General features: G+C 57.5%; 13 protein-coding genes. 4 read left to right on the top strand and 9 right to left on the bottom strand.

Annotated elements, in window-relative coordinates:
- Positions 1–53 precede the first annotated feature (53 nt).
- Together nfuA and gntX are read right to left on the bottom strand one after the other, a co-directional pair.
- On the bottom strand, positions 54–629 hold the full coding sequence (nfuA, locus tag FOY96_RS20450; RefSeq protein ID WP_008503055.1) for a Fe-S biogenesis protein NfuA: 576 nt from the start codon (positions 627–629) through the stop codon (positions 54–56).
- Positions 630–690: 61 nt separating this feature from the next.
- A complete protein-coding gene (gene gntX, locus FOY96_RS20445; RefSeq protein WP_064673699.1) occupies positions 691–1,374 on the bottom strand; it encodes a DNA utilization protein GntX in 684 nt (227 codons plus the stop codon).
- Positions 1,375–1,410: 36 nt separating this feature from the next.
- Between gntX and bioH the strand changes: the two genes are divergently transcribed.
- Positions 1,411–2,184: a pimeloyl-ACP methyl ester esterase BioH gene (gene bioH, locus FOY96_RS20440; RefSeq protein ID WP_045888430.1), complete on the top strand. Its 774-nt coding sequence runs from the start codon at positions 1,411–1,413 to the stop codon at positions 2,182–2,184.
- Between the two features lie 111 nt (positions 2,185–2,295).
- Positions 2,296–2,565 (top strand): YdgH/BhsA/McbA-like domain containing protein, encoded by a 270-nt coding sequence (locus tag FOY96_RS20435; RefSeq protein ID WP_033146824.1) that lies wholly within the window; start codon positions 2,296–2,298, stop codon positions 2,563–2,565.
- A gap of 33 nt (positions 2,566–2,598) precedes the next feature.
- Here FOY96_RS20435 and feoC read toward each other — a convergent pair whose 3' ends face one another.
- The 5 genes from feoC to greB form a co-directional block, all read right to left on the bottom strand.
- Positions 2,599–2,835: a [Fe-S]-dependent transcriptional repressor FeoC gene (gene feoC / locus FOY96_RS20430; RefSeq protein WP_143347654.1), complete on the bottom strand. Its 237-nt coding sequence runs from the start codon at positions 2,833–2,835 to the stop codon at positions 2,599–2,601.
- A 10-nt stretch (positions 2,836–2,845) separates the two neighbouring features.
- Complete coding sequence (feoB, locus tag FOY96_RS20425; RefSeq protein WP_143347653.1) at positions 2,846–5,164, bottom strand: Fe(2+) transporter permease subunit FeoB; 2,319 nt, start codon at positions 5,162–5,164, stop codon at positions 2,846–2,848.
- Positions 5,165–5,194: 30 nt separating this feature from the next.
- Positions 5,195–5,422, bottom strand: coding sequence for a ferrous iron transporter A (gene feoA, locus FOY96_RS20420; RefSeq protein ID WP_008503050.1), 228 nt, complete (start codon positions 5,420–5,422; stop codon positions 5,195–5,197).
- 335 nt (positions 5,423–5,757) lie between these two features.
- Complete coding sequence (locus FOY96_RS20415) at positions 5,758–8,088, bottom strand: Tex family protein (RefSeq protein ID WP_143347652.1); 2,331 nt, start codon at positions 8,086–8,088, stop codon at positions 5,758–5,760.
- A gap of 87 nt (positions 8,089–8,175) precedes the next feature.
- Positions 8,176–8,649, bottom strand: a complete 474-nt coding sequence (gene greB, locus FOY96_RS20410) for a transcription elongation factor GreB (protein ID WP_014885539.1) — start codon at positions 8,647–8,649, stop codon at positions 8,176–8,178.
- A 232-nt stretch (positions 8,650–8,881) separates the two neighbouring features.
- Between greB and ompR the strand changes: the two genes are divergently transcribed.
- Positions 8,882–9,601 (top strand): osmolarity response regulator transcription factor OmpR, encoded by a 720-nt coding sequence (gene ompR, locus FOY96_RS20405; RefSeq protein ID WP_001157751.1) that lies wholly within the window; start codon positions 8,882–8,884, stop codon positions 9,599–9,601.
- Complete coding sequence (gene envZ / locus FOY96_RS20400) at positions 9,598–10,944, top strand: two-component system sensor histidine kinase EnvZ (RefSeq protein ID WP_010436407.1); 1,347 nt, start codon at positions 9,598–9,600, stop codon at positions 10,942–10,944. Before ompR ends, envZ begins: the two co-directional genes overlap by 4 nt.
- Before the next feature lie 125 nt (positions 10,945–11,069).
- Here the strand turns inward: envZ and pckA are convergent, their stop codons facing one another.
- A complete protein-coding gene (pckA, locus tag FOY96_RS20395) occupies positions 11,070–12,689 on the bottom strand; it encodes a phosphoenolpyruvate carboxykinase (ATP) (protein WP_023309493.1) in 1,620 nt (539 codons plus the stop codon).
- Positions 12,690–13,081: 392 nt separating this feature from the next.
- A complete protein-coding gene (hslO, locus tag FOY96_RS20390; protein WP_172620529.1) occupies positions 13,082–13,966 on the bottom strand; it encodes an Hsp33 family molecular chaperone HslO in 885 nt (294 codons plus the stop codon).
- Between the last annotated feature and the right edge of the window lie 5 nt (positions 13,967–13,971).

The following is a 13,971-nucleotide window of genomic DNA, read 5'->3' as shown; positions in this document are numbered from 1 at the left end:
TTCTGTAGGCCCGGTAAGCGCAGCGCCACCGGGCGATACAGACGGATACTGAATTAGTAGTAAGAGTGCTCGCCGCGCTGGTGCTCGGTCAGGTCACGCACGCCTTTCAGTTCCGGGAACTCGTTCAGCAGCTGCTTCTCGATCCCTTCTTTCAGCGTTACATCGACCATTGAGCAGCCGTTACAGCCGCCGCCAAACTGCAGAATGGCAAAACCTTCGTCGGTGATTTCCATCAGGGAAACACGACCGCCGTGGCCCGCCAGCTGTGGGTTGATCTGGGATTGCAGCAGATACTCAACGCGCTCCATCAGCGGGGCATCGTCAGACACTTTACGCATTTTCGCGTTCGGCGCTTTCAGGGTCAGCTGAGAACCCAGCTGATCGGTGACGAAGTCGATCTCCGCATCTTCAAGATACGGTGCGCTCAGCTCATCAACGTAGGCTGTGAGCTGTTCAAATTTAAGGGCAGTGTCAGTCGCTTCCACAGCGTCCGGAGGACAATAAGAAACACCACATTCTGCATTCGGAGTGCCTGGATTAATCACAAACACGCGGATCTGCGTCCCTTCTTCCTGATTTGCCAGCAGTTTGGCAAAGTGCGCTTGTGCAGAATCGGAAATACGGATCATAGCTTTGGCCTAATAGTTGACTAAATTACCTGGGTATAATCATACGCCCATTGAAGAAGGGCTACAAGGTACGGCACAGACACCATACCTGAACCGACGCGGCGCCGCTTCGCAAAAGCAGTCGGGAAAGTTCAGCAACGGTACTGCCCGTGGTGACGACATCATCCACAATCGCGATATGGAGACCGTCGACCGGCAATTCAAGGCGAAAGGCATTTTTGAGGTTTCTTTTGCGAAGCCGTGCGCTGAGCTGATGCTGGATGGCGGTGGCATGAACGCGTGTCAGCGCGCGGGCCTCATACCGGCAGCCGAGCCACCGTGCGAGGGGACGGCAGAGCAGATCACTCTGGTTATAGCCGCGCCGCCAGTGCCGATGTCGGTATAAAGGGACATTCACCACCATGTCAATTTTCGGCAGTGCCCGGTGACGTCTCGCCTGCAAAACCGCCAGCAACAGCAGGCGGGCAAGGGGCTGTGCCAGCGAGCTCTGCCCGGAAAACTTCAGCGCGTGGATCAGCCTGTTCAGCGGCGGAACATAATCATCCACGGCCACCAGCGCGCTCCACGGCGGGGATTTTTTCAGGCAGCGGCCACAGGGCAACGAGGGGTTCGTGGCCGGTAAACCACATTGTGGACAGATCCCGATACGCCATTGCAGCGATCGCGTGCAGACGGAGCAGACGCCCCACCCGCTGAGCGCCAGCGGCATTTGGCATAGCCAGCACAAGCCGGGTACTGTTAGCATGTGCAACCTCCATGTGAAAAAAGAGAACAGTAACTGATGAAGACGCTGTGGTGGCAGACCGTAGGGACAGGAAATTGCCATCTTGTGCTGCTGCACGGATGGGGCCTGAATGCGGAGATATGGCATTGCATACGTGAGGAACTTGCCTCGCATTTCACGCTGCATCTGGTGGATTTACCCGGCTTTGGCCGCAGCCGCGGGTATGGCGCGTTGTCGCTTGATGAAATGGCGCAGCAGGTTCTGGACGCTGCGCCGCAAAACGCGGTCTGGCTGGGCTGGAGCCTGGGCGGGCTGGTGGCGAGCCAGATTGCGCTGTCGCGGCCTGAACGCGTAAAAGCGCTGGTGACGGTGGCGTCATCGCCCTGTTTTAGCGCGCAGGAAGAGTGGCCGGGGATCAAGCCTGACGTGCTGGCGGGCTTCCAGCAGCAGCTGAGCGAAGATTTCCAGCGGACCGTAGAGCGGTTCCTGGCATTGCAGACAATGGGCACTGACACCGCGCGTAAGGATGCCCGAACGCTGAAGCAGACCGTGCTTTCGCTGCCGATGCCGGAGGTTGAGGTGCTAAACGGCGGACTTGAGCTCCTGAAAACGGTTGACCTGCGCGAGCCGCTGGCCGCGCTGACGGTGCCGCACCTGCGTATCTACGGTTATCTCGACGGGATTGTGCCGCGCAAAGTGGTTCCGCTGCTGGATTCGCTCTGGCCGGAGAGTGAATCGCAGATCATTGCCAAAGCCGCACATGCCCCGTTTATCTCTCATCCGACGGAATTTTGTTCAGCGCTGATTGCGTTAAGTCAACGTTTCGACTGATTATTTTCTATCCTGCCTGGAAAAAGTAACACACCGCAACCATACTCCAGATGTCGTTGCGGTTGTTCTGCCTACGATAATCAAAACAACAATCCTATGGAGAGTCAGGCTATGAAACTTGTTACAGGTATTGTCACTTCTCTGGTTATTGGGTCACTGTCATTTGGCGTCTTTGCGGCAAAAGAGCTGGAAAAAGATAAAGTTGCCGGCATGAATCTGACGAAAATTGGTGAGATTTCTACGTCTGACACCACCGCGCCGATGGATGCTCGCAGAGAGCTGTCGAAGAAAGCGGATGAGCTGGGCGGAACGTACTATGTCGTCACCAGTGCAGAAAAACAGACCAAAAACGTACGCGCAACGGCGGACGTCTACAAGTAATACGATAAAGCCGGGCAGCGATGCCCGGCTTTGTTAACGCAGCGTCCACCACTCCCTGAGGCAGGACTTTCCTTCCGGACAGCTTTTACAACTGCCGGAGAGACAACCGTCCGCTTCTTCCTGAATCCGCACGGCTTTCCCCATGGCTTCCAGTCTTTCCAGCATGGCATCGATCATCGGCTGCGGCGTATGCAGGCTGAGGCTCAGCTGTTTCGCCTCCATTCGCCCTTGCAGTGCCAGCAGGTCACGAACCTGAATCAACGATGCCATGGTTTACTCCTTAGTGACAGTCGCCCGCCGGGCTGCTGCAGCAGGTCGCGGCGGTTTTACGGTTTGCCAGCAGGTCGATGTCGACGCGGCTGCGCGCACGCCGCAGCAAACCGAGCACTATCACGTTAAACAGCACAACCGCGAGAATGCAGACCAGGCTGTAGCGCGGATGTTGGCTGAAATTAACGGTTTGATAAAAGAGCGTCGACAGCGAGTACGCAATGTTTAACCCCCACAGGATGGAGAAGCCCATCCAGCCGCGGCTGGACTCGCGGGCAATCGCCCCCATCACGGAGATGCATGGAATGTAGAGCAGAACAAAGATGAGGTAGCTGTAGGCCGCGGACGCGCTGCCAAATTTCTCGCCCATCACGCCCATGGCACCTGTTGCCATTTCGCCGTCGCCTTTGCTGGCCTCAATAGGGTTCGCCAGCACGCTCAGGCTGAAGGTGTCTTTCAGGCTCTGCCAGGTTTCCTCTACGGCACCCAGCAGTTCATGACCGAGATGAAACTCTGCCGGATTAAATTCCTGTTCCTGAATGTTCTCTGCGGTGTAAAGCGTGTTCAGGGTGCCGACAACCACCTCTTTCGCCATCGCGCCGGTGAACAGCCCGACGGTCGCCTGCCAGTTATCCTCATGCACGCCAATCGGTTTGAAGACCGGCGTGATGACGCGGCTGACGGAGGCGAGGGCAGAGTCGTTGATGTTTTCTGCCGCCTGCCCGCTGAGGGTGAAGCTGTTCAGCGCGCTCAGGAAAATGCTGACGATGACAATCACCTTACCGGCGCGCAGCACAAAGCCCTTCAGGCGCTGCCAGGTCTGGATCGCCAGGCTTTTCAGATGCGGCACGTGATACACCGGCAGCTCCATCACAAACGGCGACGCTTCACCGCGCATAATGGTGTGCTTCAGCATCAGACCGGTGAGGATCGCCATCACGATGCCCAGCACGTACAGCGAAAAGACCGCCAGCGCGCCCTGCTGACCAAAGAAGGCTGCGGCAAAGACCGCAAAGATGGCCAGACGGGCACCGCAGGACATAAACGGCGCCATCATGATGGTCATCAGACGTTCACGCGGCGCATCCAGGGTGCGTGCGCCCATCACCGACGGTACGTTACAGCCGAAGCCGACAATCAGCGGGACGAAGGATTTACCTGGCAGACCTAGCGCCTGCATCAGACGATCCATCACGAACGCGGCGCGCGCCATGTAGCCGGAATCTTCCAGGAACGAGAGGAACAGATACATCATGCCGATCTGCGGCACCAGAGGCAGAACGGTGTTGATACCGCCGCCGATCCCCTGTGCGAGGAAGATGGTTAACCATTCCGGGAAGTGCAGAGTGTAACCCACCCACTGAATTCCGTGAACGAAGACCGCGACGGAACCGGCGTCGAAAATAGGCTGGAGGGCGCCGCCGATGTTAATGGCGAGCAGGAACATCACGTACATCACCAGCAGGAAGATGGGCAAACCGAGGAAGCGGTTAAGCACGACCTTATCCACCGCTGCCGTAAAGCGGCTGGGCTCTGCCGTCAGCGCGTTACTGACAACGTCGCAAATCGAGGCGATGGCCTGGTAACGCGCGTCGGCGATGTGCAGCGCCGGGTCGTCCAGCTCGTCGCTAAGACGGGCCACCGTCGCGTCCAGCTTATCAGCCGCATGCCCGGCGTAAGCGCGGCTGTAGATATCCCCTTCCAGCATCTGCAGGCCGAGCCACAGGCGCTGTTTCGCAGGCATGCTTTGGTCCATCTCCTGCGCCAGCACATTGGCTTCGCGCAGGAGAGGCTTCGCGTAATGCACCAGCTCAATGTCATGATTTCCCTGGTGACGGTCAATGGCCAGCTTCAGCGCATCAATACCGCGAGCGCGCGTCGAGACCAGCGGAACGACCGGGCAACCCAGGCGCGCGGAGAGGGCATCGACGTCGATGCGCAGCTTTTGTTTCTCCGCAATGTCGAGCATGTTGAGCGCCACAATGCAGGGGATGCCCAGCTCCAGCAGCTGCAGCGTCAGATAAAGGTTACGTTCGAGATTGGAAGCGTCGACCACGTTGATCAGCAGGTCCGCGTCGCCGCCAAGAATATAGTGGCAGGCAATCTGCTCATCGAGCGAGGTTTGCGACGAAATGGTGGTTAAGGAGTAGGTGCCGGGAAGGTCAACCAGCGTCACCTGGTTGTCCGTTGTCGTGAACTGGCCCTCTTTACGCTCAACCGTCACGCCCGCCCAGTTGCCCACGCGCTGGCGGGCTCCGGTTAGCTGGTTAAAAAGCGTCGTCTTGCCGGAATTAGGATTGCCAATTAAGCCAATAGTTAACTTTTTCATTTTTTTAGACTCACTGAAACCGCTGGCTTGTTATCGGGATAAGGCTTCGACTTCTATTAACGCGAGGTCTTTCTTACGCAGCACCAGATTCACGCGGCGGGTTTCGATATGAACCGGATCGCCCAGCGGCGCCACGCGCACGACCTGGAATGACGAGCCGGGCAGCATGCCCAGCGACAGCAGCTTTTGCCGATAGGCTGGGCTAATTTCGCGGGTAAAACCGGTAATCTTCCATGCACTGTCTGGAGTGAATTGCATAACGCCTGATTCCACGAAAGGTTAAATTATCTACTATGGGATGATAATGAGAATAGTTTTTATCAGCAATATTAAAACTGTGACGGAATGTTGTTTACGGTATTAATTTACGGCCTGTTTGACCTGGCTCAATATTTGCTGAATTGCCAGGAAAACGAAAAGGGGAGTATTTGTTAACGGGGTGATAATTCGTGGTTTAAATATGGCTATGCAATCGGTTTCATATATTTCGATATGATTTTATTCCCCCACCCATGAGGACGAGGGGGAAAGACCGCACCGTGCGATCCCCTCTCCCCTTTGAGGAGAGGGTTAGGGTGAGGGGCATTGTAACCTTAGCGTTTCTTACCCATCGCTGCCGCCAGCGCATCCATCATCGCGCTGTTGCCTGCAGGCTGAGCATCACGTCCGCGCGGTTTTGCCGCTTTTGCGGCCGGGCGCTGCTGCTCGCGGCCACCGCCATTGCCGCCGCGGCGCGCGCTGGTGTCGCCCGGCTGCTCGTCCAGACGCATGGTCAGCGCGATACGCTTGCGCTGCAGATCGACTTCCAGCACTTTCACCTTCACGATGTCGCCCGCTTTGACCACGGTGTGCGGGTCTTCAACGAACTTGTCGGCAAGGGAAGAGATATGCACCAGACCGTCCTGATGCACGCCGATATCCACAAACGCGCCAAAGTTAGTGACGTTGGTCACCGCGCCTTCCAGCACCATGCCGGGCAGCAGGTCGTTCATGGTTTCCACGCCGTCAGCAAAGGTCGCCGTCTTGAACTCAGGACGCGGATCGCGGCCCGGCTTTTCCAGCTCTTTGATGATGTCGGTGACGGTGGGGACACCAAATTTGTCATCGGTGAAATCAACGGCTTTCAGGTTGCGCAGGGCGCTGCTGTCACCCATAAGATCTTTCAGTGCCTGCTGGGTGGCGGCCAGAATGCGCTCCACAACCGGGTACGCTTCCGGGTGAACGGTGGAGGCATCCAGCGGGTTATCGCCGTGGTTGATGCGCAGGAAGCCCGCACACTGCTCAAAGGCTTTTGGCCCCAGACGGCTCACCTTCAGCAGCTGCTGACGGTTCTGGAACTGGCCGTTCTCATCACGCCAGGCGACGATGTTCTGCGCCATCATGCGGGTTAAGCCCGCCACGCGGGTCAGCAGGGGAACGGAAGCGGTGTTCAGGTCAACGCCGACGGCGTTTACGCAGTCTTCCACCACCGCATCCAGCTTGCGCGCCAGCTGAGTCTGGCTCACGTCGTGCTGATACTGGCCCACGCCGATGGATTTCGGGTCGATCTTCACCAGCTCCGCCAGCGGATCCTGCAGGCGGCGTGCGATAGAGACCGCACCGCGCAGGGAAACGTCCAGGTCCGGGAACTCCTGGGCCGCCAGCTCGGACGCGGAATAGACGGATGCTCCCGCTTCGCTGACGATTACTTTCTGCGCCGTCACTTTCGGGAACTGCTTCTGCACGTCGAGGTAGAAACGCTCGGTTTCGCGTGAGGCCGTACCGTTGCCGATAGCAACCAGCTCCACGTTGTATTTTTCGCACAGCGCCGCTACCACGACGGCCGCTTTCGCTGCCTGGCCGGTGTGCGGATAGATGGTATCGGTCGCCACCAGCTTGCCGGTGCCGTCAACCACAGCGACCTTCACGCCGGTACGCAGGCCCGGATCGAGACCCATAGTCGCGCGCAGGCCGGCAGGGGCGGCCATCAGCAGGTCGTGCAGGTTACGGGCGAAGACGTTAATCGCTTCGTCTTCGGCGCGCTCGCGCACGGTGCCCATCAGCTCGGTTTCGAGGTGCATCAGCACCTTGATGCGCCAGGTCCAGCTCACCACGCCTTTGCGCCAGCTGTCCGCCGGGGCGTTGTTCAGGCGCAGGCCGAGATGGTCGATAATGATCTGCTCGCAGTGGCTCTCTTTCGGCGGCTCGTCAAACTGCGGGTCGGCGTTCAGGGAGAGCTGGAGCACGCCTTCGTTGCGGCCGCGGAACATCGCCAGCGCGCGGTGTGAAGGGGCGGTAGAGATCGGTTCGTGGTGATCGAAGTAGTCGCGGAATTTCGCGCCTTCTTCCTCTTTACCCGCGACGACGGTAGAGACGATGTGGGCATTCTTCCACAGGTAATCACGCACTTTAGCGAGCAGGGCGGCGTCTTCGGCGAAGCGCTCCATCAGAATGTAGCGCGCGCCGTCAAGGGCGGCCTTGGTGTCCGCTACGCCTTTGTCGGCGTCGATAAATTTGGCGGCTTCGGTTTCCGGATCGTGGGACGGCTCGTTCCACAGCAGAGCGGCAAGCGGCTCAAGACCCGCTTCAATCGCAATCTGCCCGCGCGTGCGGCGCTTCGGTTTATACGGCAGATAGAGATCTTCGAGTTCGGTTTTGCTCAGGGTGCCGTTGATGGCGCTTTCAAGCTCGCTGGTCAGCTTGCCCTGTTCGCCTATGGATTTGAGGATCGCCTGACGACGTTCTTCCAGCTCGCGCAGATAGCCCAGACGGGTCTCCAGGTTACGCAGCTGCGTGTCATCCAGACCGCCGGTGACTTCCTTACGATAGCGTGCAATAAACGGCACGGTGTTCCCTTCATCAAGCAGGCGAACGGCAGCTTCTACCTGTTCGGCTCTGGCCTGAATATCACCCGCAATAATGCGGCAGAGCGAATCTTTCATCATGGCTTTATCATCTGTTGAGTCGAAAAATCAGGGGATAGTTATACGGGCTGACACGGCAAAATGCCAGCCGGGGAGGGCGCTCTCGGACTATTTTACGTAGACGATCTCATTGACGTACCAGCTGGCTTCACCGGCTGGAGTCTGAACGACGGCCAGATCGCCCACTTCCTTTTTCAGCAGCGCGCGGGCCATCGGGGAGTCGATGGAGATGTAATCCTTACGACCAAAAATTTCATCGTAGCCGACAATGCGAAAACGCAGGGTGTCACCGTCGTCGTTTTCAATCTCCACCCACGCGCCGAAGAACACTTTGCCCTCCTGCTGCGGGGAGTAATCGACAATTTTGAGATTCTCGAGGCACTTTGTCAGATAGCGAACCCGGCGGTCAATTTCGCGCAGCCGCTTTTTGTTGTACTGGTAGTCAGCGTTTTCGCTGCGATCGCCCAGGCTTGCCGCCCAGGTCACCTTTTTGGTTACTTCAGGACGCTCTTCGCGCCAGAGGTAATCCATCTCTTTTTTGAGCTTTTCGTACCCTTCGCGGGTGATCAGGGGCGTTTTCATGGTAAAGCCTTTGCTGCCTGCCGGTTAACTGTCTTGCGCACAATACGTACCACACAGTGTAACAGACAGGATTAATAATGATTTATGTGATGAAATGAGCAGATAAGCTGCTGTTAAATATGCTTTGTAACAATTTCGACTAGAATTTATACCAGAATTAACTGGTCGAATACGTGCACTTTTTTAGAATACGCTGTTACAAAGACTATCCGAACCTTTGGGAGTACACACAATGCAAGAGAACTACAAAATTCTGGTCGTGGATGACGACATGCGCCTGCGTGCGCTGCTGGAACGTTATCTGACCGAGCAGGGCTTCCAGGTTCGTAGCGTCGCGAACGCTGAGCAGATGGACCGTCTGCTGACCCGTGAATCTTTCCACCTGATGGTTCTCGACCTGATGCTGCCTGGCGAAGACGGGCTTTCTATTTGCCGCCGTCTGCGCAGCCAGAGCAACCCGATGCCAATCATCATGGTGACGGCGAAGGGTGAGGAAGTTGACCGTATCGTCGGCCTCGAAATCGGCGCGGATGACTACATTCCAAAACCGTTTAACCCGCGTGAACTGCTGGCGCGTATTCGCGCTGTTCTCCGCCGTCAGGCGAACGAACTGCCTGGCGCACCGTCTCAGGAAGAAGCCGTCATTGCCTTCGGCAAGTTCAAGCTGAACCTCGGCACGCGCGAGATGTTCCGTGAAGATGAGCCAATGCCGCTCACCAGCGGCGAGTTTGCGGTTCTGAAAGCGCTGGTCAGCCACCCGCGTGAACCGCTTTCCCGCGACAAGCTGATGAACCTGGCGCGCGGTCGCGAATACTCCGCAATGGAACGCTCCATTGACGTGCAGATCTCCCGCCTGCGCCGCATGGTGGAAGAAGATCCTGCGCATCCTCGTTATATTCAGACCGTATGGGGTCTGGGCTACGTGTTCGTCCCGGACGGCTCTAAAGCATGAGGCGAATGCGCTTCTCGCCGCGTAGCTCGTTTGCCCGCACCCTGTTGCTGATCGTCACCCTGCTGTTCGTCAGCCTGGTGACGACCTATCTGGTGGTGCTGAACTTTGCGATCCTGCCGAGCCTCCAGCAGTTTAATAAGGTCCTGGCCTACGAAGTCCGTATGCTGATGACCGACAAACTGCAGCTGGAGGACGGCACGCAGCTCGTCGTTCCCCCGGCGTTTCGCCGTGAAATCTACCGTGAGCTGGGCATTTCGCTCTACTCCAACGAAGCGGCGGAAGACGCTGGCCTGCGCTGGGCTCAGCACTATGAATTCCTCAGCCAGCAGATGGCGCAGCAGCTGGGCGGCCCAACGGAAGTGCGCGTTGAGGTCAACAAAAGTTCGCCCGTCGTCTGGCTGAAAACCTGGCTGTCACCCAATATCTGGGTGCGCGTCCCGCTGACCGAAATCCATCAGGGCGACTTCTCGCCGCTGTTCCGCTACACCCTGGCGATTATGCTGCTGGCGATAGGCGGCGCGTGGCTATTTATCCGTATACAGAACCGACCGCTGGTCGACCTGGAGCACGCTGCGCTGCAGGTCGGTAAAGGGATTATTCCACCTCCGCTGCGCGAGTATGGCGCCTCGGAAGTCCGTTCGGTGACGCGCGCGTTTAACCATATGGCGGCAGGCGTGAAGCAGCTGGCGGACGATCGTACGCTGCTGATGGCGGGCGTAAGCCATGACCTGCGCACGCCGCTAACGCGTATTCGTCTGGCGACGGAGATGATGGGGGAAGAGGACGGTTATCTCGCCGAGTCCATTAACAAGGATATCGAAGAGTGTAATGCCATCATCGAGCAGTTCATCGACTACCTGCGCACCGGGCAGGAGATGCCGATGGAGATGGCGGATCTGAACGCGGTGCTGGGCGAGGTGGTGGCGGCGGAAAGCGGCTACGAGCGGGAGATTGATACCGACCTGCAGGCGGGTGAAATTCAGGTACGCATGCACCCGCTCTCCATTAAGCGCGCGGTGGCGAACATGGTGGTCAACGCGGCGCGCTACGGCAATGGCTGGATCAAAGTCAGCAGCGGGTCTGAACTCAACCGCGCCTGGTTCCAGGTGGAAGACGACGGTCCGGGCATCAAGCCCGAGCAGCGTAAGCATCTGTTCCAGCCGTTTGTGCGCGGCGACAGCGCGCGCAGCACCAGCGGCACGGGCTTAGGCCTGGCGATTGTTCAGCGTATTATCGATAACCACAACGGACTGCTGGAGATTGGCACCAGCGAGCGTGGTGGACTGAGCATTCGCGCCTGGCTGCCGGTACCGGTGACGCGGGGGCAGGTGAAAGAGGGTTAAAAAAAGGGTGGCAATTGCCACCCTTTTTGTAGGTCGGGTAAGGTGAAGCCGCCACCCGACAAAATGCGGTCTCTGCGGTCTGATGCCCTCACCCCGGCCCTCTACCACGGGGAGAGGGAGAATGACTACAGCTTCGGACCCGCGCTCACCAGCGCAGCACCCGCCGGGGTATCGGTATACTTCTCGAAGTTCTCGATAAACAGCTTCGCCAGCGATTCCGCCTTCTCGCGCCACTGCTCCGGAGAACCGTACGTGTTGCGCGGGTCGAGGATATGCGTATCCACACCCGGCAGCGACGTTGGGATCGCCAGGTCAAACATCGGCAGCGTAAAGGTTTCGGCGTCGTCCAGAGAACCATCCAGAATGGCGTCGATAATCGCGCGGGTATCTTTGATGGAGATACGTTTGCCGGTACCGTTCCAGCCGGTGTTCACCAGGTATGCCTGCGCGCCGGATGCCTGCATGCGTTTCACCAGCACTTCAGCGTACTGCGTCGGGTGCAGCGACAGGAAGGCCGCGCCGAAGCAGGCGGAGAAGGTTGGGGTTGGCTCCGTCACGCCACGCTCGGTACCCGCCAGCTTGGCGGTAAAACCGGAGAGGAAGTGGTACTGCGTCTGGCTGGCCGTCAGGCGAGACACCGGAGGCAGCACGCCGAACGCATCCGCGGTCAGGAAAATGACCTTCGTGGCATGACCCGCTTTTGACACCGGCTTCACGATATTGTCGATGTGGTAGATCGGGTAAGAGACGCGGGTGTTTTCCGTTTTCGACGCATCGTCGAAGTCGATGGAGCCGTCGGCACGCACGGTGACGTTTTCCAGCAGCGCATCGCGACGGATCGCGTGGAAGATATCCGGCTCGGCCTCTTCAGACAGGCGAATGGTCTTCGCGTAGCAGCCGCCTTCAAAGTTGAATACGCCGTCGTCATCCCAGCCGTGTTCGTCATCGCCAATCAGGCGACGTTTTGGATCGGTGGACAGGGTGGTTTTCCCGGTGCCGGACAGGCCGAAGAATACCGCCACGTCGCCTTTTTCACCGACGTTAGCCGAGCAGTGCATGGAGGCGATGCCCCGCAGCGGCAGCAGGTAGTTCATGACCGAGAACATCCCTTTCTTCATTTCGCCGCCGTACCAGGTACCGCCGATCAGCTGGATACGCTCGGTCAGGTTGAAGGCCACAAAGTTTTCGGAGTTCAGACCCTGCTCTTTCCACTGTGGGTTCGTGCATTTCGCACCGTTCATCACGATGAAATCCGGGGTGAAATCCTGCAGCTCTTCGTCGGTTGGACGAATAAACATGTTTTTCACGAAATGTGCCTGCCAGGCCACTTCAGTGATAAAACGCACGGAGAGACGGGTATCGGCGTTAGCGCCGCAGAAAGCGTCGACAATGAACAGACGCTTGCCGGAAAGTTGATGGGTGACGAGCCCTTTCAGGTGCTGCCAGGTTTCCGGGGAGAGCGGTTTGTTGTCGTTCTTCCCTTTGCCCTTGTCAGCCCACCACAGCGTATCGCGGGTGGTTTCGTCTCGGACGATATACTTATCTTTCGGCGAACGACCGGTAAAAATACCGGTATCGACGGCGATAGCACCAAGATTCGTCAACACACCACGCTCGTATCCTTCCAGTGCTGGATTGAGCTCTTCCTGATACAGCGTATCGTAGTCGGGGTTGTAGACGATTTCCTGGACGTCGTGAATACCATAAGCCTTGAGATCTTGCGGGGTTAAACCAGTAACACGCATATCACTGCTCCTTAGCCAATATGTACTGCCTGAAATTGTAGGGTTTTTCTGAGGTTGTTAACCGCGACGGGGCTCATAGATTTACGCATCTGGACAAAACCCTTACTAACGGAAAACGCTGCGACTCCAGTCACAGCGCAGGCGGATTATCGCAGGAATCGCTTTTTGGTTGGGGAAAATGTTCCGAAAAGGTTAAAGAGTGGTGATTTTATCGGAAAGAATGTGAATGTAATCGCATACACGTAAGAAAATTACGTAAGAGTTACATAAGGAAAACGATTCAGCTTGGGGGGAGTTTTTTACCCCTCACCCCAGCCCTCTCCCCAAAGGGGAGAGGGGGTTCAAGTTCCCTCTCCTCTTTGGGGAGAGGGTTAGGGTGAGGGGAAAGAGGTTTAGTGAACCTGCGGATCCGCCGGGGAGGCGTTATTGCGGATCTCAGCGATATCCATCGAATTGAACACGTAGTGCGTACCGCAGTAGTCACAGTGCATATCGATTTCGCCGTCTTCCGCCATGATGCTGTCGATCTCTTCATCCGGCAGGGTTTTCAGCGCGCCAGCACAGCGCTCGCGTGAGCAGGTGCACTTAAATTCCACGGACTGCGGATCGTAAACCGTCACTTCTTCTTCGTGGTACAGACGCCACAGTACGTCGGTCGCCGACAGGTTGAACAGCTCTTCCGCTTTGATGGTTTCGGTCAGCGTCGCCAGGTGCTCAAAGTCATTGGTCTGTGCGTCCTGCGCAGGCAGAACCTGCAGCAGCATACCGCCCGCAGCAGGCTGACCGTCCACTTCACCGGTGCGGATGAAGAGACGCGTCGGCAGCTGTTCAGAACGCATGAAGTAATCTTCCAGGCAGGCTGCCAGGGTATCGCCTTCCAGACTCACCACACCCTGATAGCGCTCACCTTCCTCAGGGGAGATGGTGATCACCAGGTAGCCATTACCCACCAGCGTTTTGAGGTCTGCATTTTCAGGCACGTCGCCCTGAACGCGCGCCACGCCGCGCATCTGCTGCTGGTTATTGCCGTTGATCACCGCCAGCGTCATCGGGCCGTCGCCCTGCAGCTGCACGGTGATATCACCGGCAAACTTCAGCGTCGCCGTCAGCAGGCTGGTGGCAACCAGCAGTTCGCCCAACAGGGTCTTCACCGGCAGCGGGTAATTGTGGTTTTCCAGAATCTGTTTCCAGGTTTCGGATACGGTGACCAGCTCGCCGCGCACGGCGAATTGTTCAAACAGATAGCGGTGTAATTGGTCGTGTTGGGCCATTTTCATCTCTC

Source organism: Enterobacter asburiae, assembly GCF_007035645.1.
Classification (GTDB): Bacteria; Pseudomonadota; Gammaproteobacteria; order Enterobacterales; family Enterobacteriaceae; genus Enterobacter; species Enterobacter asburiae_B.
The sequence above is the reverse complement of the archived record's forward strand: the minus strand, read 5'-3'. Positions and strand labels throughout refer to the sequence as shown.

Coding starts and splice junctions, on each gene's coding strand:
- nfuA (WP_008503055.1), bottom strand. CDS start 629: ATGATCCGTATTTCCGATTCTGCACAAGCGCACTTTGCCAAACTGCTG.
- gntX (WP_064673699.1), bottom strand. CDS start 1,374: ATGCTAACAGTACCCGGCTTGTGCTGGCTATGCCAAATGCCGCTGGCG.
- bioH (WP_045888430.1), top strand. CDS start 1,411: ATGAAGACGCTGTGGTGGCAGACCGTAGGGACAGGAAATTGCCATCTT.
- FOY96_RS20435 (WP_033146824.1), top strand. CDS start 2,296: ATGAAACTTGTTACAGGTATTGTCACTTCTCTGGTTATTGGGTCACTG.
- feoC (WP_143347654.1), bottom strand. CDS start 2,835: ATGGCATCGTTGATTCAGGTTCGTGACCTGCTGGCACTGCAAGGGCGA.
- feoB (WP_143347653.1), bottom strand. CDS start 5,164: ATGAAAAAGTTAACTATTGGCTTAATTGGCAATCCTAATTCCGGCAAG.
- feoA (WP_008503050.1), bottom strand. CDS start 5,422: ATGCAATTCACTCCAGACAGTGCATGGAAGATTACCGGTTTTACCCGC.
- FOY96_RS20415 (WP_143347652.1), bottom strand. CDS start 8,088: ATGATGAAAGATTCGCTCTGCCGCATTATTGCGGGTGATATTCAGGCC.
- greB (WP_014885539.1), bottom strand. CDS start 8,649: ATGAAAACGCCCCTGATCACCCGCGAAGGGTACGAAAAGCTCAAAAAA.
- ompR (WP_001157751.1), top strand. CDS start 8,882: ATGCAAGAGAACTACAAAATTCTGGTCGTGGATGACGACATGCGCCTG.
- envZ (WP_010436407.1), top strand. CDS start 9,598: ATGAGGCGAATGCGCTTCTCGCCGCGTAGCTCGTTTGCCCGCACCCTG.
- pckA (WP_023309493.1), bottom strand. CDS start 12,689: ATGCGTGTTACTGGTTTAACCCCGCAAGATCTCAAGGCTTATGGTATT.
- hslO (WP_172620529.1), bottom strand. CDS start 13,966: ATGAAAATGGCCCAACACGACCAATTACACCGCTATCTGTTTGAACAA.